Raw genomic sequence first — 23,376 nt, forward strand, 5'->3', positions numbered from 1 at the left:
AGCGCTCCCCCATGGTTCAGCTCACCAGACGTCACCTGTTGACCGCCGCGGGTGCCGCCGCCGTGGCCGCCGGGCTCAGCGCCTGCGACTCCGCTTCGTCGTCGTCCTCGGACGTCGACGACAAGCGGGCCGGGGCGATGGACGGGTTCAAGGCCGGTGACCAGTTCAAGGCCACCGAACCCCTGACGTTCCCGATCATGATGCTCAGCAACCAGGGATACCCGTACAAGGCGGACTGGCCCTTCTTCAAGGAACTGACCGCGCGGACCAACGTGACCCTGGAGTCGACGGCGGTGCCGGGCAGTGACTACAACCAGAAACGCAGCGTGATGGTGAGCGCCGGGGACGCGCCGTTCATCATCCCGAAGACCTACCATCCGGACGAGGAGGCGTTCATCGCCGGAGGCGCCATCCTGGCGGTCAGTGATTACGCCGCGTTGATGCCGCACTTCACCGAGAAGGTCGCGCGCTGGAATCTGCAGCCCAACCTGGACCAGTTCAAGGCCGAGGACGGCAAGTATTACCTGCTGCCCGGCCTGCACGAGAACGCCTGGCAGGACTATTCGCTGGCGGTTCGCACCGACGTGATGACAAGACTCGGCCTGACCGCGCCCCGGACTTTCGACGACCTGACGGCCGTGCTGCGCGAGATGAAGAAGGCGCACCCGGACGTCTACCCGATCTCCGACCGCTGGAGCACTCCCCCGCAGCCGGGCGCGAACAACCTTCTCAACCTGATCGCCACTGCCCACGACGCGCACGCCGGCTGGGGCTGGACCCCGACCCACTGGGATCCGGCCGCCGCGAGATTCACCTACTCCGGATCGACAGATCAGTACCGGCAGACCTTGGAGTACGTCTACCAGCTGGTCAAGGAGGGTCTGCTCGACCCGGAGAGCTTCACGCAGACCGATGACATCGCCCGGCAGAAGTTCGCCAACGGCAAATCGTTCGTGATCAGTGCCAACGCGCAGACCCTGGTGAACGAGGCTCGCAAGGACATCGTCAAGATCCCCGGCGCCGCGGTGGCCAAGATGATCCTGCCGATCGGCCCGGCCGGTGCCACTCTGCCCGGCACCTCACGGCTGGAGAACGGCATCATGATCTCCAAGAAGGCGCTGGAATCGAAGAACTTCGTGGCCATGATGCAGTTCATCGACTGGCTCTGGTACTCCGACGCGGGCCTGATGTTCAGCAAGTGGGGCATCGAGGGCCAGACCTATTCCGGCAAGGTCGACGACGGCTCCTTCAAACTCGACCCGGGCATCAAATGGGGCGGCATCAACCCCGGCGCGGCGAAGGATCTGCAAGTCGACTACGGATTCTCCAACGGCGTCTTCGCGTACGGCGGCAGCACCGCCATGCTCAACTCGCAGTTCTCCGACGAGGAGAAGACCTTCCAGGCCGAGATGAACAAACGGCAGGTCCGGCCGGTGTCGCCGCCCGCACCGCTGAGCATCGAGGAGCGCGAACAGGTCACCCTCTGGGACTCGGCCCTCAAGGACCACGTCTTCCAGAACACCCTCAAGTTCGCGCTCGGGCAGCGGCCGCTCAGCGAATGGGACGCCTACGTCAAGGAACTGGAGGGTAAGAACTCCACCAAGTACCTGGACATCGTGAACAAGGCGTACGAGCGCTACAAGAAGGCGCACGGATGAGTGCCTGGCGCGCGTGTGTCGGGACCGGGCGGATGGAACTCGCGCTGCGCCGGGACTATCAGGAATCCCTGGCCCTGGTGCAGCGGGAGATCGGGTTCCGGCACATTCGCGGACACGGAATCTTCGCCGACGGCATGGGCATTCACCGGCCACCGAGGACCTCGTTCACCTACCTCGACCAGGTTGTCGACGCCTACCTGGAACTGGGGATCCGGCCCTTTCTCGAACTGGGATTCATGCCGTCCGAGCTGGCCTCCGGTGATCAGACGGTGTTCTGGTGGCGCGGCAACGTCACTCCCCCGCGTTCTTACCAGGAATGGGCCGAGCTCGTACGAGCGACCATCACGCACCTGATCGACCGTTACGGGCTCGACGAGGTGCGTGGCTGGCCGATCGAAGTGTGGAACGAACCGAACCTGCCGCAGTTCTGGCAGAACGCGGACGCCGGCGCCTATCACCGGCTCTATCAGGTGACGGCGTCGACCATCAAGGAAGTGGACGCGGAACTGCAGGTCGGGGGCCCGGCGATCTCCCCGGGATCGGACGAGTGGCTGGAGACGTTCGCCGAATTCGTGATCAGCCGGGGTGTGCCGATCGATTTCGTGAGCCGGCACGCCTACAGTTCCGGACCGGCCCAGCACGTGCCGTTCGGCACCTATCAGACCCTCGATCCGGCGTCGCGGCTGCTCGACCAGTTCGGCCTGCCCCGTAAGCAACTCGCCGGGACTCCGCTGGCCGGGCTGCCGGTGCACATCACCGAATTCAACTCGTCCTACCGGCCCGACAACCCGATTCACGACACGGCGTTCCACGCTGCCTATCTGGCGCCGGTCGTCGCGTTCGGCGGCGATTTCGCGGACTCCTTCGCCTACTGGACGTTCTGCGACATGTTCGAGGAGGAGGGCGTGCCGACGGCGCTCTTCCACGGCGGGTTCGGCCTGCTCACCCACCGGCAGATCAAAAAGCCGACCTTTCATCTGTACGCGTTTCTCGCTCGCATGGGAGACCGGCCCCTCTCCCGCGCCGATGATCACCTGGCCACCACCGATTCGACCGGCCGCGTAACCGTGCTCGCGTGGGCCCCGGTCGATCACGTCGACATGCGGCGATCTCCGCAACGGCACACGATCCGCCTGTCGCTGCCGGTCAGCGGCCCGGAAGTGTTCCTGCTGCGATCGTCCGTGGACGACGAACGGGGCAACGCGTGGACCGCGTGGCGGGAGATGGGACAACCCGTGTCGCCGCTCCCCCGGCAGCTCGACATGCTGCGGGAATGTGCCGAACCGGCGCGAAGCCACGCCCGCCTGCCGGTGATGAACGGGCAGGTCACCCTCGACGTGCCGCTCGCCCGGCACGAGGTGACGTTGCTGGAGATCACGCCGGTGGTCTCCGAGGTGCCGCCGTGGTGGGACGAGTCGCGTCTGCTCGGGGCCACGTCGTGAACTCGCCGGCCGCCGCGTTCGGGACGGGGCTGCTGTCGCAGGTGACGGCGCTCGTCTACCACCTGCTCGTCGTCGAGCTGTTGTTGCTGGTCACGGCCGGTCCCGGGCTGGCCGTGACGTGGCTGCTCGATCGGGACGTGTCCAATCTGCCGCTGGCCGTGCTGTGTCTGCTGCCGGTCGGGCCGGCGTTGTCAGCCGCCCTCTACACGTTGCATCACCGTCAGCTTGACCTTACTGAGCTACGGCTAGCCGTAGCTTTTTGGCGTGGCTACCGGCTCAACGTGGGGCAAAACCTCCAGATCTGGGGCCTGTGGCTGACAGTGGCCGCGTTCAACCTGATCTCGCTGAGCGTCATCGGCGCGGTGGTACTGCTCGGGGTCACACTGTGGATGCTCAACGCGCTGGTGATCACGGCACTGTTCGCGTTTCGTACCCGCGACGTGTTGCGCCTCTCGTCGTACCTGCTGATCCGGGCACCCTCGGTGACCATCGCCAACCTCTGCCTGCTCGTCGTCGGTCTGGGCGTGGTCTGGGCCTTCTCCGAAGTCGTGCTCGTGCTGTTCGGCTCGGTACTGGTGCTCGCACTCCTGGGTAACACCCGGCGCCTCGTCGCCCTGGTCCGGACGGAGTTCACCCGATGAAGATCCCCTACGGCGGCGACTACAACCCGGAACAGTGGCCCGCCGAGGTGTGGGACGAGGACTACCGGCTGTTCGACGCCGCTCACGTGGACACCCTGACGGTCGGCGTCTTCACCTGGGGGCTGACTCAACCCTCGCACGACGAGTACGACTTCTCGGTTCTGGATCGGATCATCGCGAAGGCCGAGCACGGTGGCCGACGGATCTGCCTGGCCACCGGCACCGGAGCGCACCCCGCCTGGCTCGCCGCCGAGCATCCGGAAGTGACCCGCGTCGACTTCGAGGGGCGGCGGCACCGGTTCGGGCAGCGCCACAACTCCTGCCCCAGCTCCCCGGTGTACCGGCGGCTCTCCACCGAGGTCGCCCGCCGGATCGCGCAACGGTACGCCGGGAATCCGGCGATCATCGCGTGGCACGTCGGCAACGAGTACGGCGGCGCCTGCTACTGCCCGCTCTGCGCCGACGGTTTCCGGGACTGGCTGCGCGAACGCTACTCGTCCCTGGAGAGGCTGAACGAAGCCTGGTACACCAGGTTCTGGTCGCATACCTTCACCGACTGGGCGCAGGTCGAACCGCCGTCGGCGCTGACCGAGCACTGGCGCGGGCCCGACCACACCGCCTTCCAGAGCATCACCCTGGACTATCTGCGGTTCATGTCGGACGCGATGCTCGCCAACTTCCGCGACGAGAAAGCGGCCATCCGATCCGCTGATCCGTCGACTCCGGTGACCACCAACTTCATGGGGCTGTACCGGCCGATCGACTATCACCGCTGGGCTGAGCACCTGGACTTCGCCTCGTGGGACAACTATCCCCCGGATGATCAGTCCCCGGCCCGGATGGCGCTGGCCCACGATCTGATGCGCGGGCTCAAGGACGGCGCCCCGTTCTGGCTGATGGAACAGACACCGAGCGTCACCGCCTGCCGCGATGTCAACCCACTGAAACGGCCCGGGGTGATGCGGCTGTGGAGTTGGCAGGCGGTCGCGCACGGGGCCGACGCGGTGCTGTTCTTCCAGATGCGCGCCGGTCGGGGCGCCAGCGAGAAGTATCACGGGGCGGTGATCGGGCACTCCGGACGCTCCGATACGCGAGTGTTCCGGGAGGTGGCCGCGCTCGGCGCCGAACTTGAAGCGTTGGGGCCGGTCACGCTGGGTGCGCGGACCCCGGCGAAAGTGGCGCTGCTGTTCGACTGGGACAGTTGGTGGGCGCTGGAGATCTCCGATGGACCGTCCCGGTTGGTGCGCTATCTGGACGTCGTCACCACGTACCACAAGGCGCTCTGGACCCTCGGGGTCGACCTTGACGTGGCGCCGGTGACCGCGCCGCTGACCGATTATGACGTGGTGGTCGCGCCCGCCCTCCACATGATCAAGGGTGATCTGGCGGACCGGTTGTCGGCGGTGGCCGCGCGGGGCGGCTCGGTCGTCACGACTTTCCTGTCCGGCCGGGTCGACGAGAACGACAACGCCTTCCTGACTGATGTGCCCGGTCCGCTGGCGCCCCTGATGGGTGTCCGTGTTGACGAATGGGACGCCCGCGACAATCTGTACGTCAATCCAGTCAGCATCAACTCGTCAACGTATCCCGCTCAACTCGTCTTCGAACTGGTCATTCCGCAGGGCGCCGAGGTGATCGGCACGTACACCGGCGACTTCTACGCCGGAACCGCCGCGATCACCCGGAACACCTACGGCAAAGGCCATGCCTGGTACGTCGGGACCGCGCTCGACCAGGCCGGGGTGACTTCGGTGATCCGCTCGGTCCTGGCGCCGCACGACCTGCTGGGCTCATTCGCGGCCCTGCCCGACGTGGAGACGGCGACGCGGGTGGCCCCGGACGGCTCCCGATTCCTGTTCCTCCTCAACCATGGACCGTCAACAGTTGACCTACCTGCGATCAACGGCGTCAACGTGTTGACCCGAGCCGCACCGGCCACCGCTCTCGACCCGAACGACGTCCTGATCGTCGAGCTGTCATGACCATCCATCCCGCCTGGTTGCCGCCCTCGACTTTCCACTTCCTGACCGGCAAGCGGTTCCTGATCGATTCCGATCACCCGCTCGCCGGCACGGTCCGCGAAGAACTCCTCCGGGCCGGCTGCGGGCCGGCCGCACCCGGCACATCCGCCGACCTGACCTTCACCGTCGTTCCTTCCACCACACTCTCGTCACCTTCCATCGGTGTCGGCGATGGGGACGGATTTACTCTGACGGGGAGTGGGGTGGAGGCGGATGGGCCGCGCGGGCTGATCTATGGGTTGTTCGAGCTGGCCAGGGGTGGCTTGCCCGGGCGATATGAACCGGCCTTCACGCGGCGCATGATCGACCACTGGGACAACGTCGATGTGCATCCGGTGATGGGGCAGGTCGAGCGTGGCTACTCCGGTGGGTCGATCTTCTGGAAGGACGGCGTCTTTCTCGGTTCGTCGCCCGACGGACTGAAACGGATCCGGACCTATGCGCGGCTACTCGCCGCCGCCGGCATCAACGCCGTCACCGTCAACAACGTCAATGTGCACAGGACCGAGGCCCGGCTCTTGACCGACCGGCGCGGTGAAGTAGCCGTCATCGCCGATCAATTCCGCCGTTATGGCATCGTCACTCATCTGTCGGTCAACTTCGCCGCACCGGTGATTCTCGGGGACCTGCCGACCGCTGACCCGCTGGACCCGCGAGTCCAGCAGTGGTGGGCGGCCACCTCCGCCCAGCTCGTCTCCGACATTGCCGACTTCGGGGGCTACCTGGTCAAGGCCGACTCCGAAGGGCAACCTGGTCCGTTCACCTACGGCCGCTCGCACGCCGAAGGCGCCAACATGCTCGCCGCAGCCCTGACCTCCCGCCTCGTCCCTTCACTCGGCGCGTTGCGGACGCCGGGGCCGGTCGTGCACTGGCGGGCGTTCGTCTACGACCACCGGCAGGACTGGCGCGACCGCACCACCGACCGGGCCCGCGCCGCCTACGACCACTTCGCCCCACTCGACGGCCTCTTCGCCGACAACGTGATCGTGCAGGTCAAACACGGGCCGATCGACTTCCAACCCCGGGAACCGCTCTCCCCGGTACTGACCGCGATGCCGAGAACACGCCTCGCCGTCGAGTTGCAGGCCACCCAGGAGTACACCGGCCAGCAGAGACACGTCTGCTATCTGGCCCCGATGTGGAGCGAGGTGCTGGCCCAGGTCGACGGCGAGATGGCGACGGTGGCCAACACCGGCGACGACATCTACTGGACCGGGCATCCCCTCGCCCAGGCCAACCTGTATGCCGCCGGACGCCTGGCCTGGAACCCCGATCCGATCGCGGTACTGGACGAATGGATCGACTTGACGTTCCCCCGCGCCCCGTCACGATTGCGGTCCATCCTGCACGAGTTGATGGACACATCACTATTGACGTACGAGCAGTACACAGCACCGCTGGGCGTAGGTTTCATGGTCCGTCCCGGCCATCACTACGGCCCCGACGTCGACGGCTACGAGTACACCCCGTGGGGCACCTACCACTTCGCCGACCGCGACGGCGTAGGAGTCGACCGCACGTCAGCCACCGGCACCGCGTTCGCCGCCCAATATCCACACACGTGGTACGAATCTCCGGCGACCTGCCCCGACGAGCTGCTGCTGTTCTTTCACCACGTGCCGTACACCCACGTCCTGCACAGCGGCACCACAGTGATCCAGCACATCTACGACACCCACTTCGAGGGCGCCACCCGGGTCGAGTCCATGCGTGACCTGTGGCGTTCCGCAGCCGCCCTGGTCGACCCCGACCTGCACGCCCGGGTCGCTGCCCGCTTGGACGAACAGGTCCGCAGCGCCACCGAATGGCGAGACCAGATCAACGCGTACTTCCACCGCAAGTCCGGCATCCCCGACGCCCACGGCCGGCGCATCCATTGACGCCCGGGAGAGCCGGGTGATTCGAACGGCGGCACCGGCGCCTGGCAATCTGGGGGCGTGATGATTCGAGCCGTCCATGACCGCTGGTGGGCGGCGGTCCGGGGCGCCGGACCGGCCCGCCTCACGTACGAGATCAGTCTCGCACTGCTGGTCGGCGTGATCTCCACCCTGCCGGCCCTGTCCGTCGAGACGGCGACCACCGCGCTCACCGTCGTGGTGGCCGCCGGCACGCTGGTCCTGGTGCCGCTGCGGTTGGTGTACCCGGCGGGCGCGTTCGCCGCCGGGACTCTCATCAGCGTGGTGACCGGCGGGCAGAACCCGGTCGTCATGGTGGTGATGGGCATCGCCGCCGGATACCGGATGACCCGGCTCGGGCGAACCGTGGCAGCCTTCGCCTTCGGAGTGCCGTGCCTCGGCGCGACCCTGCTGTACACGGGCGCGTTCGACCTCGGGTCGCTGGCGATCCTGGTCGGCGACTATCTGATCTTCGCGGTGCTGCCGGCCGTGGTGGCCTGGATCGTCGGCCGTCGCCGGAGGCTGGTGACCGCGATGCACACGCGTAACGTGCAGCTCTACGACGAGCAGGCCGCGGTGGCCCGTCAAGCCCGCGAGCGGGAACGTACCCGGATCGCCCGCGACCTGCACGACTCGCTGGGACACCAGCTGACCCTGATCTCGCTCTACACCGGCACTCTCGCCGCCGCCGACGAGACGCAACGGGAGAAGACGATCGGGCTTCTGCGTACGACGTCCGCCGCGGCCATGGGCGAGTTGCGGCAGATCCTCGGCATCCTGCACGAGGAGAACAGCGAGCAGAACGACGAGGACCAGGGCGTCGCCCAGCCGTTGAGCAGCCTGGACGACCTGATCGTCCGGGCCCGGTCGGCGGGCACCGAGGTCACGCTGAACCGCGACGGCGAGCCCCGGACGCTGGCGCCGATGGTCGAACACGCCGCCTACCGGGTGATCAAGGAGGGTGTCACCAACGCCCTGCGCCACGCTCGGGGCGGGGCGATCCGGGTGGCCCTGCGGTACGAACCGGATGCGGTGATCGCCGAAGTCGTCAACGATCCCGGGCTGCCGCACGACGGGCCCACCACCGGTCAGGGGCTGATCGGGCTCGGCGAACGGATCCGCCTGGCCGGCGGCGCGCTGTATCACGGCCGTACCCCGGACGGCCGCTTCCGGATCGCCGCGATGCTGCCCTACGAGGGACAGGCCTCGCCCGCTCCGGCCCCGCCTCCCGGGGACTTCACCCAGCAGATGTACCAGACCGAGCGGAGGTCCCGGGCCGGGTTCATCGCCTTGGGCGTCGGCATCGCCGGGGTGGTCGGACTGTGTGCGGGCACGGTGATCCTCGGCGAGACGGTGATCACCGTCGATCGGGAGACCTACGACGCGGCCACGATCGGCCAGGGCGAGAAGGCCGTGCGGAACTGTCTGCCGGACCCGGAGGCGGCGACCGCGGACGCCACCGGCGGCGGTGCGATCCCGGCCGGCACCACCTGTGTCGACTACATGGGGTCGCTGATCGAGAAGTTGAACGACGAACACCCCGGCGATCTGCACTACCGGTTCTGTTTCGCCGGTGGGGTGCTGACGGCCAAGCAGTTCTTCTACGAGCCCGATGCCTAGAGTGGTGCGGTGACCGAACCGATCCGGGTGCTCATCGCCGACGACGACGGGCTCGTGCGTGCCGGGCTGGGCCTCATCCTGGCGCCACTGCCTGATGTGGAGGTCGTCGCCGAGGCGGTGAACGGCCGGGAAGCCGTCGATCTGACCGTCCGGCACCGGCCGCGGGTGGCGTTGCTCGACATCCAGATGCCGGTGATGGACGGGCTGGCCGCGCTGCGGGAGATCCGCCGGACCGCCCCGGCCACCGCGGTGATCATCCTGACGACCTTCGGCGAGGCCCGGTACGTGTCGGAGGCCCTCGCCGTGGGAGCAGCCGGTTTCCTGCTCAAGGATTCGGCGGCCGACGATCTCGCTCGGGCGATCCGGGCTACCGCCGCGGGTGAGGCGTTCCTGACCCCGTCGATCACCCGGCAGGTCCTCGACCGGCTGCCAGCAGCCACGTCACCCGGGGTGACCGCCGCCGCCGCACGGCTCGCCACCCTCAGCGACCGGGAACGCGAGGTGCTTCTGCTGCTCGCCCAGGGCCTGTCGAACGCCGCCATCAGCGAGCAGTTGTGGATCACCGAGGCGACCGTGAAGACGTACGTCAGCCGGCTCTTCGCCAAGCTGGAGTGCGACAACCGGGTGCAGGCCGCACGGCTGGTGCACCAGTCCGGCCTGTCCCAGAACTGACCAGGTTCGATCCACCAGCCAGAATCTAAACAGCACCGGGGCTGCCGTTGATCCGGAACGCGGCGGCCGGAAGCGGGAAGGCCTGGCGCACCGCCAGCGCGAGAGGGTCGGCCGCCGACTGACGGCCGAGCCACAGCCGGGTGGCGAGCGCGGCCGGGCCCAGCACGTACCCGCCCAGTTCCGTCGCCCACAGCAGTGCACCCAAGTCAGAGGCCACACCGCTGTGTACGTCGTGCCGGATCGCGCTGCGGGCATCGTCGCGGAGACCGGCGGCTTCCACCGCGACGACGTGCCCGCCGGGATCGAGCCGGCAGCGACCGTGTGCGGCGAGCCCGGCCAGCACCGATTGCCGGACGTCACCGCCGCAGGCCGGCAGAAGCTCATGGGGCCGGCGCGGCGGCCCGGTGGTCAACTGGTGGAGAAGCCGGTCGAGCAGAGGGTCGCCGCTGGGGGCCGTACGGCAGACCGCCACGTGGCCGTCGTCGGCCACTTCCAGGGTGCCGAGGTGGCGCAGCTCCATCAGGGCGGCGGCGGCCAGCCCGGCCTCGAGGACGAAGTTCGGTATCCGCGACCGGCCGGACGAGTGATGCGCGAGCAGGAAGAGTGTCTCCCTCAGCGTCGTGATCATGCCCGGCTCTCCGCCCGCTCCGGCAGGTCGCTGACCACGACGGTACGGCAGACCATGTCGGCGATCGTCTGGCGCTTGGCGGCGACCAGCGGTAGTAGGTAGCCGAGGTAGCAGACCGCGACGTCGAGGGAGTGGGCCACGTCGCGAAGGGCGGCCCGGCCCACTCCGACGGGCCGGCCGGTGCGGTCGCCCACCAGCCGGACACCGAACAATTTGCGGCCCCAGCTCTGACCCGTCCGGCCGGCCAGGTACCAGCGGTTGTAGGCGAACAGCACCATCGAGAGGACTCCCGCGGCCACCGCGATCAGGCGCGGGGCGCCCGGCGTGTCGATGAATTCGCCAGCCACCAACAGGGGGACGGCGACGATCCCGTCCACGGTGTTGGTGCCGGCCCGGATGGCCCAGGGTGTGTAATTCATCGAGGTCTCCCGCAGTTCGTGACGCCACTCCACAGCAGAGTGTCGAATCGGCGTCCGGCCGACTGCGTCAAGATTCGCAAGACCCGCCCGGCCTGCGCGTCGGCAGGAAGTGGTGTCCTCGCGGGCCGCCGTGTCATCCGACCGGATGACACGGCCACTGGGTAGGGTCGACACCCGAGCGATCACGAGCCGGGGGATTCAGATGCGACACCGTCGAGCCGCCCGGTGATCCTCCGGGAGGCGACCGTCGACGATGCCGGCGTGCTCGCCGACGTTCACGTGACCGCCTGGCGGCAGGCCTACCAGGGGCAGATCCCTCAGCACTATCTGGACCAGATGGACCCGGGCCGGCGCCGGGACCGCTGGCGGCAGATCCTGCACGATCCCGGAGCGGCGGTCACGCTGGTGGCCGATTCCGGCAGCCCGGGTGTCATCGGTTTCATCCGCGTCTCGTCGAGCCGTGACTCCGATGCCGATCCGCGGCAGGTGGGTGAGGTCCAGGGCTTGTACCTGCTGTCCGCTTTCTGGGGCCTCGGCGCCGGGCGCCTGCTGATGGAGGCAGGGCTTCGCCGGCTGGCGGAGGCCGGCTATCGCGAGAGCACATTGTGGGTCCTGGCGACCAATGAACGTGCCCGGCGCTTCTACGAAGCCGGCGGCTGGATCCCCGACGGCACGACGAAGACAGACGACTCCCGCGGCTTCCCACTCTTCGAGATCCGCTACCGCCGGGCCCTGCGAACCGCAAGCTGATCCACTACGAAGCGGGCGTTCGGCGCGCCGCCGAGCCGCCGGAATCCCAGACGCGTCAGAATCCGGATCGACCGGTGGTTGGTCTCGGAAGCCTCGGCCCGGATCTCCCGAAGGTTCAGCACCGTGAAGCCGTACTCAAGCGCCGCCCCGGCAGCCTGCAGGCCGAGCCCGCGACCCCACCGGTCGCGCCCGCCGATCAGAAATCCCAGCTCCCGGTGGTTCTGGTCCTCCCCGTGAAGGTCCACGTATCCGGCCAGTTCACCGTCGACTAGGACCCCGAGGCGAATGAGACCCGGCGGAGGCGACTGAATGATCTTCCGGTGGTGACGTTCGTACTCGCCGATGGACCGTGGCGTCCACTCCGCCGCGCGGACGAACTCGGGATCCGCCGCCCACCGCCCGATGACCGCGGCGTCGGCCGGCACGAGGGGACGCAGCACAACGGAGATGATATCCGAGTCCGGACCCCATAACCGGACGGTACCCTCGCCGTCGTGATCGATGAAGATGATCGGAATCCGACCAACGCGTTGATAGAGCAGATGCTCGCCCAGGCAGCTGAAGTGCAGATCATCGAGACAGACGGATACGACCTCGACAGCCAGCCGGACGCTCCCCGAATCGCGATCTCCGGGGAGGAGATCAAGGAGCTCGGGCGGATGCTGGCCATCGTGGACGGCGGGACCGGTGACCACTGCAGGTGTCCGGGGTTTCCGACGATCCTGCTGCGGGACGCGACCGGGCGGCAGATCACTCACTGGTCGCTGCACCACCAGACGATGCTCCGGAGTGTCGGGAACTCCGACGCGGAGCTGCGTGACGGAGCGGCGCTGACCGACTGGCTGGCCGACCGGGGGTTGGTCCGATCACGCGAGATCCAACTCCTGCTGGCCAGGTATGCGGCCGAGGAAGAGCTGCGCCGTGCGTCATGGGTCGAGGTCGCGCCGCCGGATCTCACCGCAGTCACGGAGGCGGTGTCGCGCCGGGAGGACGGCGCCGAGGAGCATCTGGTGGACCTCGTGTATCGACGGTTCGCCGACCCGGTGGAGCGGATTCGGGTTCTGGCCGGGTGGGCCGGCTTCCCAGCACGCTACGAGACCAGCACTGGCGGAACGCCTTGGTACGAACAGGCACCCCAGCGCATGTTACTGACGGAGCCTACCGAGGCGATCTTCCGAGCGCTGGCGTCGGCACCGCTGACAGCGAGTCAGCTCGACGGCGCCGCGGAGCTGTTCACCGCCCTGGAATGGGAGGCCGACATTCCGGATTCACTGAAGTCGGCCTTGATAGCGCACGTGACGGCGACCGGAACCGGGCCGATGAAATTCCGGATGCGGCACGGCTATGGGAAAGACGCCGGTGTCACGGGACGGTGATGGCTATCTTTCCGGGGGAACGGCTGGTGGTGTGGTCGCGGAGGGCTTCGGCGGCTTCGGCCAGGGGGTATGTGGCTCCTACGGTGGGGGTCAGGGTGCCTGACTCGATGTGGCGGGTCAGTTCTTCGAGTTCGGGTACGCGTACGAAAGAGGTCACGCCCTTCAGCTTCTGTGACAGGAACGGGGCTATCAGCGGGGCGGCCATCTGGCGGTGGAAACCGCCCATCACGCGGCCTTTCGTGTGGCCGCCGCCGACCAGGGCGATGGTTGCCCGGGGCTTCGCGGCTCGGCGCAACAATGACAGGGGGCGGCTGCCGGCCAGGTCCAGGATCACGTCGTACACGGCGCCGTCCTTGTCTATCTCTTCGGCCGTGTAGTCGATCACCGCGTCGGCGCCGAGCGAGCGGACCAGGTCCGCCTTCGACGTGCTGCAGACGCCGGTCACGGTCGCGCCGCGGGCTTTGGCCAGCTGGACCGCGAACGAGCCGACTCCGCCGCCCGCTCCGGTGATCAGCACGTGGTGGCCGGGCCGCACACCGGCGGTGCGGATGCTGGTCAGCGCGGTCACGCCGGACACGGGAGTAGCCGCGGCCTGGGCGAACGAGATGCCGGACGGCTTGATGGCGAGCTGAGTCTCGCGAGCGGTGGCGAACTCGGCGAACGAGCCGGACCGGCAGGTGCCGTAGACCTCGTCTCCGGCGCGGAAGCGGGTGATCCGGGCGCCGACCGCGGAGATCACACCGGCCACGTCCAGTCCTAGGATCGGAATTCGAGGGCGGCGGATACCGGAAGCGAGTCGAACCGCCCACGGACGGCCGGTCATGAAGATCCACACGCCGGGGTCGACGGCTGCGGCCCGGACTTCGATGAGCACCTCGTCGTCGGCCACCGCCGGTGGGTCCACGATGCTCGATTCGAGGACGTCAGCTTCTCCGTACGTACGCCTGGTCATGGCTTTCATTTGTCCTCCTCGGCGAGAGCGGGGTATTGAAAGACGTCGTCAAGAGGGACGCCGAACACGCGGGCGATGCGGAACGCTGTCTCCAGTGACGGTGAGTAGCGGCTCTGCTCGATGGCGATCAGGGTCTGCCGGGTGACGCCGATCCGGTCGGCGAGGTCGGCCTGGGTCATCTCGCCGTGGGTGAACCGGAGGGTGCGGATGCTGTTGACGACCTTCGTGGGCTTCACCATTCGGGCATGCTCCGGCGGTAGACGACGACCTTGGTGACGCCGCCGAGGATCGCGGAAAGCACAAAGCCCAGGTAGATGGCGTTGGCGATCCAGAACCGGTCCCAGCCGGCCATCGCCATCAGCATCGCCGCGACCGCCCCGATCACCACGAACGACTGCCCGACGTGGTCGCCGAGCCGGCCGATCTCCCGGTCGCGGTCGTCGTTGAGCCGGGACCCCCGCGAGTTGATCACCGCTTCCGCCACGATCGACATGACGATCGCCCCGCCGACGGTCCACAGGAGCGCGCCCCGATAGGGCAGACCGCTGAGCACCATGATCAGGTACGCGGCGTAGCCGATCACGGCCACCACGAGCCGGACCCAGGCCCGTCTCTCCCAATGCGTCACGAGAACCCCCGATGTACAAAATCTTTGACACCACCAAGGTAGCGAATACTTGACTTGATGTACAGAAACTTTTACACCCAAAAATCAGATCCATCGATCATGCTTTGAAAGCCGGATCATGACGGGATCCGCGTTGACAGACATCTGCCCTGGCCGCGACGCTGATCACCTCGATGCAGCCGAAGACTTTCAGCGGGAGGCATGGATGGGCGGATTCATCCTCGGCGCGGTCATCACTCTGTTCGTGGGCATGCGACTGGCTCGCCTGATCGACGGCAACAAGAGCGCGCGCGAGGCCCATCAGAAGGCCAAGGCCACCGACGTGTCCGGCGCACGGAAGAAGGCGAGCAGCGCGTCGTTCGCTCTCGCCCGCTTCGTCGTGCTCCTGACCCTGGCGGTCGCGGTCGTCCTGTTCGGTGTGATGAGCTCCGACTCCCGGTGAGCCCGGGCCTCACCGGCGTTCAAGGGCGTGTTTCACCAGGTGGCCGTCCTGACGCTGATCACCGCCGACGCGGTGTCGATCGGCGCGAGCGCACTGAGTGATCTCCACGGTCGTCTGCCGTTCCAGCGCCGCCCAGCCCTCATACCCCACAGCCATCCGCCCGTCCTGCAACCTGAACACCACTTCACCTCAACCCCGGCCGGGATCGCTCGGCAGAGGTGACAAGCAATGAGCGGTGGATCGGGCCAGGGTCGCCGGACCGCCCGTCCGGTGCGGTCCGGCGGCATGGCTCAGTCGGCGACGACGCCCAGGTCCGGGGCGGGGAGCAGGTCGACGGTGGCGGAGGCGGCAGCCTGCAGTTCCAGCACCACGATCTCGTTGACACCGGCCTTCAGGACCGGGGCCGGGACGTACAAGGTCCGCTGTGGTCCTCGGGCTGCGAAGCGTCCCAGCGGGAAGCCGTTGATCCAGGCCGCGCCGCGCTCCCAGCCCGGCAGTGACAGGTAGGAGTCGGCGACGGTGTCGAGGGTGAACTCGCCGTGGCGCAGCGTCGGGCCGATCGGCAGGCGGGTGGCCGGCGGGGCGAACGGCAGGCCGGAGACGTCGTCGAGCGGCACGGCGGTCTGGGTCCAGCCGGTCAGTTCCACGCCGTCGGCCAGTACCGGGCCGAGCAGGCCTTTCGGGTCGAACATGCCGGGGCCGTAGTTGACCCGGCCGGCGTTCTCCACGACCAGGGTCAGCGCCGCGCCGGGCCGGGGCACGACAACCGGCAGGGAGTGTTCGTGTCTCGACCGTTCCAGCAGGCCGGCCGGGACACCGTCGAGGAGGATCTGAGCACGATCGGCGTACGAGGTGAGCGTCAGCACCGTGGGCCCGGCTTCCGGGATCACGGCCTCGTACACCACGAAACCGGACGCCTGACCGAGTGCCTCCATCGTCAGCGGCGTGCCGGACGAGACCGCGGGGTCTCCCACGTCGAGCAGGCTGACCGCGGTGTCGAGCACGATGCCGGGGTGCCCGACCGTGGCGGCGGGGCTGGGCAGCGGCTCGTCGGGGACCGGCGCGAACCGGGCGATGGCCGAGCGCATCAGCCGGTACTTGAGGGTGATGTCGCCGTTCTCGGCCAGTGGGGCGTCGTAGTCGTACGACGTGATGGTCGGCTCGTAGGCGTATTTGAGGTTGGCCCCGCTGGTGAACCCGAAGTTCGTGCCCCCGTGGAACATGTAGAGGCTGACCGATCCCCCGGCGGCGAGCAGCGTCGCGAGGTCGTCGGCGGCGTTCTGGGCGTCGCGGGTGTGGTGCGGGCCGCCCCAGTGGTCGAACCAGCCGTTCCAGAACTCGGCGCACATCAGCGGCCCGGTCGGCTGGACCCGGCGCAGGGCGGCCAGCGCGGTGTCGACCTTGCCGCCGAACGTGCCGGTCCGCAGGATCCCGTCGAGGCCGCCACGCTTGAGCATCTCGTCGTCGGCCTGGTCGCAGGTGAACAGCAGTTCGGTGATGCCGCGGCGGCGGTACCCGTCGACGATGTGCTGCAGGTACTGCTGGTCGTCACCGAACGCGCCGTACTCGTTCTCCACCTGCACGGCGATGATCGGGCCGCCGTTGTGTGCCAGGAACGGCTCGATGACCGGGATCAACTGGTCGAACCAGGCGTCGACGGCGGACAGGTATGCCGGGTCGCTGGTGCGCAGCCGCACCGACGGGTCGGAGGTGAGCCAGGCGGGCAGGCCGCCGCCGTCCCATTCGGCGCAGATGTAAGGGCCGGGGCGGAACAGCACCTTCAGCCCGGCCTCGGCGATGAGCGTCAGGTAACGGGGCAGGTCGAGGATGCCGTCGAGGTGGAACTGTCCGGGTTGTGGCTGGTGGGCGTTCCACGGCACGTACACGTCGATGGTGTTGAGGCCCAGCAGCCGCGCCTTGTCGATGCGGTCGGCCCACTGCTCGGGGTGGATCCGGAAGTAATGCATGGCGCCGGCCACGATCCGGAATGGTTGACCCCGCCAGCGGAAGTCGTCGCCTGCTGTCTCGAGCACGTGCAGCCCTTTCACCGCCGGATGTTTACGTAAACATACCGGCTGCCGCAACGAATTTGTCGGCTTCGGCACCGGTTCCGGAACCCGGCAGCGTGAACGTGAACCGGGAGCCACCACCGGGATTGTCGGCGGCGGCGATCACACCACCGTGGCGTTCCACGATCCGCTTGCAGATCGCCAGGCCCAGACCGGTCCCGGTGTAACCCGCGTCGCGGTGGGCGCGGTGGAAGTTGCCGAAGATGGCGGCGTGCTGACCGGCCGGGATACCGATGCCGTTGTCGGCGACGGTGACCTCGACCGAGCCGTCCCGCAGCGCGCCGGTGACGGTCAGCCGCGGCACCACGCCCGGTGCGGTGTACTTGACCGCGTTGCCGATCAGATTGTCCAGCAGTTGACGGGTCAGCACCCGGTCGGCGCGCACGTCACCGAGTGGGCCGACGGTGAACTCGGGCACCGGCGTGCCGGCGGCCACCGCGGCGTCGGTGCGCGCGGCGGCGATGTCGCCGACCAGCTCGGTGAGGTTCACCGGCACCGGGGCGATGTCGCCGTCCCGGCTGGTGGTGTAGGCGAGCAGGTCGTTGATCAGCCCCCGCATCCGGCCGGCGGCGCGAGTGACCCGGCCGAGGCCGTCCCGGGCCAGGTCGATCCGGGGTTCCGGGTCGTCGAGGATGTCGGCGGCGGTGTCGGTCCAGCCTTCCACGGTGGTGAGCGGGTTGAGCAGGTCATGGGCGACGACCCCGGCGAAGGCGGACAGTTCGTCGCGCTGGCGGCGCTCGGCGGTGACGTCGTGGAAGACGATGACCGCGGCGTCGCGCCCGCCGATCGACCGGGACACCGCGGTGGCGGTCACGCTGATCACCCGGCCCTCCGGGATGCCGGGGTTACGGACGAGCATGTCCATCCGCTCGACCGCCTGACCGGCCATCACCCGGGCGTACGGCTGATCCTCGTCCGGCAGCGGGGTCCCGTCGAGGTGGAACAGCCCGTAGTGGGAGCTGTCGGTGATCTGGTCGCCGGGGCTGGTCTGGCCGCCGAGCAACTGGGCCGCGGCCGGGTTGCGCAGCACCACCCGGCCGCTGGAGTCGACGACCGCCAGGCCCTCGGCCATCGCGTCGACGATGGCGCGCATCAGGGTGTCGTCCCGGTCGGCGGCGACACGCCGGGCCCGGTAGGCCGCGACGGCGTACCCGAACGAGAAGCCGGCCAGCAACATACCGACGGTCATTGCCCGGCTCCCGGCGCGAGCCGGCGGACGGCGTGCCCGAGAACGGTGACGGTGAACGGCTTGGCGAGGTGATCGGCTCCGGTCTCGCGGATCCGGTTCATGTCGGCGGGTGTCCACAGGGCGGTCACGAACATCGCGGCCAGCCCCGGATCCCGGCGGCGCAGTTCAGTCAGCAGCGTGATGCCGTCCATGCCCGGCATCGCCACGTCGAGCAGTGCCACGTCCGGCATGCCGTGCTGCTCGACCGCGGCCAGGGCCCCCGCGCCACTACCACTGGCCAGTACGTCATGGCCGTCCCGGCGCAGCCAGCGCACGATCAGGTCACGGACGTCCGGTTCGTCGTCGACCACCAGTACACGTATCACGCCGCACATGTCGGCGGCCGGACCGCGAACTTGAGGCTGCCGTCAGCGCCGCGCCCGTCGTCACCCGTCCGAGTGGCCGGGCGGATCTCACCGGCTCCTCGGCTTCGTCGTGACCCGCCCGGCGTACGGCCGAATGTCGCTGGTCTGACGGCCGGGACCACCGGCGGCCTCGATCTCCGCGCCTCCGGTACCGCGCTTGTCGCCGGGTCCAGCTTGGGCGCTTTAGGTGCTATAGCGGGGTATCGTGCTGCCTGTCCATTTTTGCGCCTCCCCCCGGAGACTCACATGTCGTATCCTGCCGCGATCTTCCGCCGCGTGGTGGCGGTCTGCGCCACCGTGGCGATGACCGCCACCGGCTGGGCCGCACCGGCCACCGCCGTCGCCGTGTCGATCGCCCCCGCACCCCTGCAGTACGTTGCTCTCGGCGACTCGTACGCCGCCGGTTTCGGCTCCACAGCCACCCGCGACGACTGCGGCCGGACCGCCGCCGCCTACCCGGCCCTGCTGGCCCGCGAGGCGCACGGCACCCTGGCCTTCCGCAACGCGGCCTGCACCGGCGCGACCACCGCCGACGTCATCCGCCAGGCCACCGCGCTGACCGCGAAGACCGGCCTCGTCACCATCACCGCCGGTGCCAACGACCTGCGGTTCCGTCAGGTCCTCGCGGCCTGTCTCGACACCGCCGCCGCCGTCGCCTGCCGCCGCGGCAACGTCGCCGTCGACCGCAAGATCGCCAAGGTCCTCCCCCACGACCTCAGCCGGATGATCCGCGCCGTCACCACCGCCGCCCCCGACGCCCGCGTGGTAGTCACCGGCTACCCGCTGCCGTTCGCGAAGACCCGCACCTGCCCGTCCGTGCCGGTCAGCGCCCGCCTGCGGATCCGCGCCAACCAGGTGGTCACCCGCCTGAACAGCGCCATCGCCGCCGCCGCGGCTCGCCACCGGGTCCGCTTCGTCGACATCGACCAGGAGTTCGCCGGACATGCCCTGTGCAGCCCCCGCCCGTGGCTCGTCGGCATCGCGGGCCTGCGCGACAACACCGCGCTGCACCCGACCGCGACCGGCCACGCCCGCGGTTACCTGCCGGTGGTCGCCGGTTCCGGCCTCGCCGACCGCGCCTGACCGTTGCCCGTCGCTGTGCCCCCGGCCCCGCCGTTCGGTGCCGGGGCAGCGTATTTTCGGGCCGATGAGATCCTTCCGCGGCGACTGTCACGTGCACTCCCTGAAGTCCCACGGCGGCGAGATGACACCCGCCGAGGTGGTCGCGGAGGCGCGCGCCGCCGGGCTCGACTTCCTGGCCGTCACCGAACACGATGCCCCCGCCGACCTGGCCGACTGGACCGGCATGCTGGTCATTCCCGGTCAGGAAGTGCTCACTCCGGACGGGCACTGGCTGTCTCTCGGCTCTGCGCCCGATGACCTGCGCGTGGTGGCGCATCCGTTCGCCCCGTACCCCACCGGCACTTTCCGCCGCTCCTTCGACGGTTTCCACGCGATCGAGGTGTGGAACGGCCGATGGAGTTCCGACCTGCCGTGGAACGCCGACAACGAGGCCGCCCTCGCCGCCTGGGACCACGAACTGCGCCAGGGCCGCCGGATTCCGGCGATCGGCAACAGCGACACGCATCTGCCCGGCCAGATCGGCACCCCACAGCTGGTGATCCAGGCCCCCGACCTGACCGCTTCCGCAGTCCTGACCGCCATCCGCACCGGCGCCTGCTGGATCGCCGGCTCCGCCGACACAGACCTGACCTTCACCCCCTCGTCGGTACGGGTGACCGGGGTCCCGTCCGGCGCGGTGACCGTCCACACCGACCGTGGCCAGGTCCTTCGCGAGGTGCTGCCGGAGTCGGGTGACGGCGTGCTGGAGTGGTCCGCCGGCCCTTGGCCGTATGTCCGGGTGGAGGTCCGCCACCCCGGCGGACACATGGCAGCTCTCACCAATCCGCTGTTCCGCTAGCCGTCCGCCGCCTCACCGGGGGGCCACGCACGCATCGCGGCGTCGGCGACGGCGAGCAGCTCGGTGGTGTTCATCCCGTCGCGCGCCTGTTGCGACATGCCTTGCAGGACGGCGCCGGTGAGTGCCGCCAGGCCTGCGCTGTCCGTACCGGCGGGGAGCGTTCCGGCTGACACGTCGGCTTCGATGCGGTCCCGCAGCGCGGTCGTGTTCGCGGCACGTTGCTCACGCAGCAGGGTGACGATGTCGGCCGAGCCGGTCGTGCAGTTGACCGCCGCGCTGATGACCAGGCAGCCGGCGGGCCGGCCGGGGCTGGTGTATTCGACGGCCGCGGCGCGCAGGGCACGCGCGACGCCTGCACGCGCGGAGGGCTCCGCGTCCAGCGCCGCGGCGAAAAACGCGCCGTGCGTCCGCTGATAACGGTCGACGACCTCGCGGAACAGGGTCTTCTTGTCACCGAAGGCGGCATAGAGACTCGGCGGCGTGATGCCGATGGCGGCGGTGAGCTCGGCAACGGAAACCGGTTCGAACCCGCGTTGCCAGAACTCCCGCATCGCGACCGCCAGGGCCCAGTCCCGATCGAAGGCACGAGGGCGCCCTCGGCGGCGAGGGCTGTCGTCGTTCATTGACACATTCTATAGCGATCGCTAACCTTCTGCCGCATTGCTTCTGTAGTGATCGTTATAGAAAGAGGACCCAGGTCATGACGCAACTCGACGGGAAGATCGCCCTTGTCACCGGCGGAAGCCGCGGTATCGGGCGGGAGATCGCCACTCGGCTGGCAGCGGACGGCGCTCTGGTCGCCGTCCACTACGGCACGAACAAAGCTGCCGCCGAAGAGACCGTCACCCGCATCGCCCAGTCCGGCGGGCAGGCGTTCACCGTCGGCGCCGAACTCGGCATTCCCGGCGACGCGCGGGCGTTGTGGGCTGCCTTCGACGCCGGCTTGCACCGCATCGGCATCGAGCCCGGTCTGGACATCCTGGTGAACAACGCCGGTGTCACCGGCTCCAGCGATCTCGCCGGTACGACCGAGGCCGAGTTCGACAGGATCTTCGCAGTGAACGTCAAGGCCCCGTTCTTCATCCTTCAGCAGGGCATCGAGCGGCTCCGCGACAACGGCCGGGTCATCAACATCTCCTCGGGTGTCACCCGGATCGCATCTCCGGCGCTGGTGACCTACTCGCTGACCAAGGGGGCCATCAACACTCTCAGCCACACACTCGCCAAACAGTTGGGTGAGCGCGGCATCACGGTCAACGCGGTGGCCCCGGGAATCGTCGATGTCGACAGCAACGCCGGATGGCTGCGCGACGACCCGGAACAGCTGGCCGTCTGGGGATCCTTCTCCCCGGTCAACCGGGTCGGTCAGCCGTCCGACATCGCCGGCGCGGTAGCCTTCCTCGCCTCCGACGACTCCCGTTGGATCACCGGCCAGTACCTCGACGCCACCGGCGGCGCGCACCTCTGAACCGGTCAGCGGGTGAACTCGATGGCGTCCAGGTCGCCATGGAACTGGTCGGTGTCCACGTCGGAGCGATTCGGGTTGATCCGTTTGCCGCCGATCAGGACCGTGCCCTTCGGCAGGATGTCGCCGAGCCGGGCGGTGCTCTGCACCGGCGCCGCCACCTGGCCTTCGGTGCGCGGGTCACGGATCCGGAGTTGGAACAGCGACGGCGACAGGCGTGCGCACGTCACCCGGTACCACCGCCCGACCGTCAGCGGGCGCCCGGCGTCGAGCTTCACCACCGTGGTCCCGTCCGACCACCGGCACGACGGCCGCCCCGAGTCCACCTGCAGTTTCCACTGGCTGTGGCCGTCTCCGGCGGACCCGAACTGGAACACGTTCATACCCGCGTCCAACGGTGCCGGCTCGGTCAGGCGGATGTCCGCACCGAACGTGAACTTCCCGCGCCCGCCGAGACTTTCCGAACCGGCCGGCCGAATGATCGCTTGCGGACACGGCGCGCTGGTGCAGTGGCCTCCCGGAAACCGCAGGATCCGATTGCCGCCCGGGTCGAGCACCGAGGTGACGGCACCACCTCCGCCGGTGCGGACCTCCCCGTGCAGCCCTCTGCCACTGCTGTCGGTGACCTGTTCGGGCCCGGCGAGATAGCCGAGGTAGCGAACCTCCACCGTCTTGCCGGGTGGCACGATGCCGAACGGCAGGGCGAAAACGACGACGACGGCGGCGGTACGGAGAAACCTCACGCCGACGAGCACAGCCGACCGCCCGGCCCACTGGCAAAAGCGGCTACCTCGAACGGACGACAGCCAACCCGAACGGGACCGGACCGAACACTTCGACCACCGGCCGTACGGCGAGAATGAACTGGTCCGCCCATCGCGCCGTGGCCAGCGCCCCGAGGTCGACGATGTGCCGCGGCTCCCGGGCCCGCTCCTTGGCCCCGGTCTCGTCTCCGAACAGAAAGACCGACGGCAGATCCAACCCCGTTCCGGTACGCACCACCAGCCCCGCATGCATCGTGCTGAGCGCTTTCACGACCCGGCTCGACGGCAGCACTCGCTGAACGTTTTCGGCCAAACTGCTTCCGGGGTACAGGGATTCGGCGGCGAAACTCCGCTCGTCCACCAGCACCGCGTTGGCTGGGCGAACGATCACATGGCCGCATCGATTGCGGCGAACAGGGC

26 protein-coding genes are annotated in these 23,376 nt (G+C 68.6%); 13 read left to right on the forward strand and 13 right to left on the reverse strand.

Annotation, left to right across the window (positions count from 1 at the left end; all coding sequences use genetic code 11):
- The first annotated feature begins 11 nt into the window (after positions 1-11).
- From BLU81_RS15060 to BLU81_RS15090, 7 genes are read left to right on the forward strand one after another with little or no spacing between them, the layout of a single operon-like run.
- The gene (locus tag BLU81_RS15060; protein ID WP_092545245.1) at positions 12-1,658 is read left to right on the forward strand and encodes an ABC transporter substrate-binding protein; all 1,647 of its coding nucleotides are present in this window, start codon (positions 12-14) and stop codon (positions 1,656-1,658) included.
- Positions 1,655-3,100, forward strand: coding sequence for a GH39 family glycosyl hydrolase (locus tag BLU81_RS15065; RefSeq protein ID WP_092545246.1), 1,446 nt, complete (start codon positions 1,655-1,657; stop codon positions 3,098-3,100). The genes BLU81_RS15060 and BLU81_RS15065 overlap by 4 nt, the downstream gene beginning before the upstream one ends.
- Entirely contained in the window at positions 3,061-3,741 is a 681-nt protein-coding gene (locus BLU81_RS15070; protein ID WP_231954550.1) for a hypothetical protein, read from the forward strand. The genes BLU81_RS15065 and BLU81_RS15070 overlap by 40 nt, the downstream gene beginning before the upstream one ends.
- Positions 3,738-5,723, forward strand: coding sequence for a beta-galactosidase (locus BLU81_RS15075; RefSeq protein ID WP_092545248.1), 1,986 nt, complete (start codon positions 3,738-3,740; stop codon positions 5,721-5,723). Before BLU81_RS15070 ends, BLU81_RS15075 begins: the two co-directional genes overlap by 4 nt.
- The gene (locus BLU81_RS15080) at positions 5,720-7,642 is read left to right on the forward strand and encodes an alpha-glucuronidase (protein WP_092545249.1); all 1,923 of its coding nucleotides are present in this window, start codon (positions 5,720-5,722) and stop codon (positions 7,640-7,642) included. Before BLU81_RS15075 ends, BLU81_RS15080 begins: the two co-directional genes overlap by 4 nt.
- Positions 7,643-7,702: 60 nt before the next feature.
- On the forward strand, positions 7,703-9,277 hold the full coding sequence (locus tag BLU81_RS15085) for a sensor histidine kinase (RefSeq protein WP_231954778.1): 1,575 nt from the start codon (positions 7,703-7,705) through the stop codon (positions 9,275-9,277).
- Positions 9,278-9,286: 9 nt separating this feature from the next.
- A complete protein-coding gene (locus BLU81_RS15090; protein ID WP_231954552.1) occupies positions 9,287-9,949 on the forward strand; it encodes a response regulator in 663 nt (220 codons plus the stop codon).
- Between the two features lie 25 nt (positions 9,950-9,974).
- On the opposite strand, the gene BLU81_RS15095 is transcribed toward BLU81_RS15090, so the two are convergent.
- Positions 9,975-10,577 (reverse strand): GPP34 family phosphoprotein, encoded by a 603-nt coding sequence (locus tag BLU81_RS15095; RefSeq protein ID WP_092545251.1) that lies wholly within the window; start codon positions 10,575-10,577, stop codon positions 9,975-9,977.
- Positions 10,574-10,996 (reverse strand): RDD family protein, encoded by a 423-nt coding sequence (locus BLU81_RS15100; protein WP_157751584.1) that lies wholly within the window; start codon positions 10,994-10,996, stop codon positions 10,574-10,576. Before BLU81_RS15100 ends, BLU81_RS15095 begins: the two co-directional genes overlap by 4 nt.
- A gap of 225 nt (positions 10,997-11,221) precedes the next feature.
- Between BLU81_RS15100 and BLU81_RS15105 the strand changes: the two genes are divergently transcribed.
- Positions 11,222-11,746 (forward strand): GNAT family N-acetyltransferase, encoded by a 525-nt coding sequence (locus BLU81_RS15105; protein ID WP_092545253.1) that lies wholly within the window; start codon positions 11,222-11,224, stop codon positions 11,744-11,746.
- Here the strand turns inward: BLU81_RS15105 and BLU81_RS48275 are convergent.
- On the reverse strand, positions 11,716-12,186 hold the full coding sequence (locus tag BLU81_RS48275; protein ID WP_157751585.1) for a GNAT family N-acetyltransferase: 471 nt from the start codon (positions 12,184-12,186) through the stop codon (positions 11,716-11,718). The two genes, BLU81_RS15105 and BLU81_RS48275, sit on opposite strands and share 31 nt — an antisense overlap.
- A gap of 54 nt (positions 12,187-12,240) precedes the next feature.
- Between BLU81_RS48275 and BLU81_RS15115 the strand changes: the two genes are divergently transcribed.
- Entirely contained in the window at positions 12,241-13,122 is an 882-nt protein-coding gene (locus tag BLU81_RS15115) for a hypothetical protein (protein WP_157751586.1), read from the forward strand.
- Here the strand turns inward: BLU81_RS15115 and BLU81_RS15120 are convergent.
- From BLU81_RS15120 to BLU81_RS15130, 3 genes are read right to left on the reverse strand one after another with little or no spacing between them, the layout of a single operon-like run.
- Positions 13,109-14,083, reverse strand: a complete 975-nt coding sequence (locus BLU81_RS15120; RefSeq protein WP_092545256.1) for an NAD(P)-dependent alcohol dehydrogenase — start codon at positions 14,081-14,083, stop codon at positions 13,109-13,111. The two genes, BLU81_RS15115 and BLU81_RS15120, sit on opposite strands and share 14 nt — an antisense overlap.
- A complete protein-coding gene (locus BLU81_RS15125; protein WP_092545257.1) occupies positions 14,080-14,313 on the reverse strand; it encodes a helix-turn-helix transcriptional regulator in 234 nt (77 codons plus the stop codon). Before BLU81_RS15125 ends, BLU81_RS15120 begins: the two co-directional genes overlap by 4 nt.
- Entirely contained in the window at positions 14,307-14,702 is a 396-nt protein-coding gene (locus tag BLU81_RS15130) for a hypothetical protein (RefSeq protein WP_092545258.1), read from the reverse strand. The genes BLU81_RS15125 and BLU81_RS15130 overlap by 7 nt, the downstream gene beginning before the upstream one ends.
- A gap of 205 nt (positions 14,703-14,907) precedes the next feature.
- On the opposite strand from BLU81_RS15130, the gene BLU81_RS15135 reads away from it, so the two are divergent.
- On the forward strand, positions 14,908-15,144 hold the full coding sequence (locus BLU81_RS15135; protein WP_092545259.1) for a hypothetical protein: 237 nt from the start codon (positions 14,908-14,910) through the stop codon (positions 15,142-15,144).
- A gap of 9 nt (positions 15,145-15,153) precedes the next feature.
- Here BLU81_RS15135 and BLU81_RS48280 read toward each other — a convergent pair whose 3' ends face one another.
- The 4 genes from BLU81_RS48280 to BLU81_RS48285 all read right to left on the reverse strand — a co-directional run bounded on the left by BLU81_RS48280 (position 15,154) and on the right by BLU81_RS48285 (position 18,767).
- Positions 15,154-15,324, reverse strand: a complete 171-nt coding sequence (locus BLU81_RS48280; protein WP_157751587.1) for a hypothetical protein — start codon at positions 15,322-15,324, stop codon at positions 15,154-15,156.
- A 110-nt stretch (positions 15,325-15,434) separates the two neighbouring features.
- Positions 15,435-17,177 (reverse strand): glycoside hydrolase family 35 protein, encoded by a 1,743-nt coding sequence (locus BLU81_RS15140; protein WP_231954553.1) that lies wholly within the window; start codon positions 17,175-17,177, stop codon positions 15,435-15,437.
- Positions 17,178-17,202: 25 nt separating this feature from the next.
- The gene (locus BLU81_RS15145; protein WP_092545260.1) at positions 17,203-18,402 is read right to left on the reverse strand and encodes a sensor histidine kinase; all 1,200 of its coding nucleotides are present in this window, start codon (positions 18,400-18,402) and stop codon (positions 17,203-17,205) included.
- Positions 18,399-18,767: a response regulator gene (locus tag BLU81_RS48285; RefSeq protein WP_157751588.1), complete on the reverse strand. Its 369-nt coding sequence runs from the start codon at positions 18,765-18,767 to the stop codon at positions 18,399-18,401. The genes BLU81_RS15145 and BLU81_RS48285 overlap by 4 nt, the downstream gene beginning before the upstream one ends.
- Positions 18,768-19,052: 285 nt before the next feature.
- On the opposite strand from BLU81_RS48285, the gene BLU81_RS48290 reads away from it, so the two are divergent.
- Positions 19,053-19,889, forward strand: a complete 837-nt coding sequence (locus tag BLU81_RS48290; RefSeq protein WP_157751589.1) for an SGNH/GDSL hydrolase family protein — start codon at positions 19,053-19,055, stop codon at positions 19,887-19,889.
- 64 nt (positions 19,890-19,953) lie between these two features.
- The gene (locus BLU81_RS15155) at positions 19,954-20,727 is read left to right on the forward strand and encodes a PHP-associated domain-containing protein (protein WP_172890556.1); all 774 of its coding nucleotides are present in this window, start codon (positions 19,954-19,956) and stop codon (positions 20,725-20,727) included.
- Here the strand turns inward: BLU81_RS15155 and BLU81_RS15160 are convergent.
- Complete coding sequence (locus tag BLU81_RS15160; protein ID WP_092545263.1) at positions 20,724-21,350, reverse strand: TetR/AcrR family transcriptional regulator; 627 nt, start codon at positions 21,348-21,350, stop codon at positions 20,724-20,726. The two genes, BLU81_RS15155 and BLU81_RS15160, sit on opposite strands and share 4 nt — an antisense overlap.
- Before the next feature lie 77 nt (positions 21,351-21,427).
- Here BLU81_RS15160 and BLU81_RS15165 point away from each other — a divergent pair, with 77 nt between their 5' ends.
- On the forward strand, positions 21,428-22,195 hold the full coding sequence (locus BLU81_RS15165; protein ID WP_092545264.1) for an SDR family oxidoreductase: 768 nt from the start codon (positions 21,428-21,430) through the stop codon (positions 22,193-22,195).
- Positions 22,196-22,200: 5 nt separating this feature from the next.
- On the opposite strand, the gene BLU81_RS15170 is transcribed toward BLU81_RS15165, so the two are convergent.
- Positions 22,201-22,935, reverse strand: coding sequence for a hypothetical protein (locus BLU81_RS15170; RefSeq protein ID WP_157751590.1), 735 nt, complete (start codon positions 22,933-22,935; stop codon positions 22,201-22,203).
- Positions 22,936-22,978: 43 nt separating this feature from the next.
- Complete coding sequence (locus tag BLU81_RS15175; RefSeq protein WP_092545266.1) at positions 22,979-23,347, reverse strand: hypothetical protein; 369 nt, start codon at positions 23,345-23,347, stop codon at positions 22,979-22,981.
- Between the last annotated feature and the right edge of the window lie 29 nt (positions 23,348-23,376).

This window comes from Actinoplanes derwentensis (assembly GCF_900104725.1).
GTDB classification, from domain to species: Bacteria; Actinomycetota; Actinomycetes; order Mycobacteriales; family Micromonosporaceae; genus Actinoplanes; species Actinoplanes derwentensis.

Bases quoted from the DNA above. Each gene is read 5' to 3' on its own strand.
- BLU81_RS15060 (WP_092545245.1), top strand. From the start codon at position 12: ATGGTTCAGCTCACCAGACGTCACCTGTTGACCGCCGCGGGTGCCGCC.
- BLU81_RS15065 (WP_092545246.1), top strand. From the start codon at position 1,655: ATGAGTGCCTGGCGCGCGTGTGTCGGGACCGGGCGGATGGAACTCGCG.
- BLU81_RS15075 (WP_092545248.1), top strand. From the start codon at position 3,738: ATGAAGATCCCCTACGGCGGCGACTACAACCCGGAACAGTGGCCCGCC.
- BLU81_RS15080 (WP_092545249.1), top strand. From the start codon at position 5,720: ATGACCATCCATCCCGCCTGGTTGCCGCCCTCGACTTTCCACTTCCTG.
- BLU81_RS15085 (WP_231954778.1), top strand. From the start codon at position 7,703: ATGATTCGAGCCGTCCATGACCGCTGGTGGGCGGCGGTCCGGGGCGCC.
- BLU81_RS15095 (WP_092545251.1), bottom strand. From the start codon at position 10,577: ATGATCACGACGCTGAGGGAGACACTCTTCCTGCTCGCGCATCACTCG.
- BLU81_RS15100 (WP_157751584.1), bottom strand. From the start codon at position 10,996: ATGAATTACACACCCTGGGCCATCCGGGCCGGCACCAACACCGTGGAC.
- BLU81_RS15120 (WP_092545256.1), bottom strand. From the start codon at position 14,083: ATGAAAGCCATGACCAGGCGTACGTACGGAGAAGCTGACGTCCTCGAA.
- BLU81_RS15125 (WP_092545257.1), bottom strand. From the start codon at position 14,313: ATGGTGAAGCCCACGAAGGTCGTCAACAGCATCCGCACCCTCCGGTTC.
- BLU81_RS15135 (WP_092545259.1), top strand. From the start codon at position 14,908: ATGGGCGGATTCATCCTCGGCGCGGTCATCACTCTGTTCGTGGGCATG.
- BLU81_RS15145 (WP_092545260.1), bottom strand. From the start codon at position 18,402: ATGACCGTCGGTATGTTGCTGGCCGGCTTCTCGTTCGGGTACGCCGTC.
- BLU81_RS48290 (WP_157751589.1), top strand. From the start codon at position 19,053: ATGTCGTATCCTGCCGCGATCTTCCGCCGCGTGGTGGCGGTCTGCGCC.
- BLU81_RS15155 (WP_172890556.1), top strand. From the start codon at position 19,954: ATGAGATCCTTCCGCGGCGACTGTCACGTGCACTCCCTGAAGTCCCAC.
- BLU81_RS15160 (WP_092545263.1), bottom strand. From the start codon at position 21,350: ATGAACGACGACAGCCCTCGCCGCCGAGGGCGCCCTCGTGCCTTCGAT.
- BLU81_RS15165 (WP_092545264.1), top strand. From the start codon at position 21,428: ATGACGCAACTCGACGGGAAGATCGCCCTTGTCACCGGCGGAAGCCGC.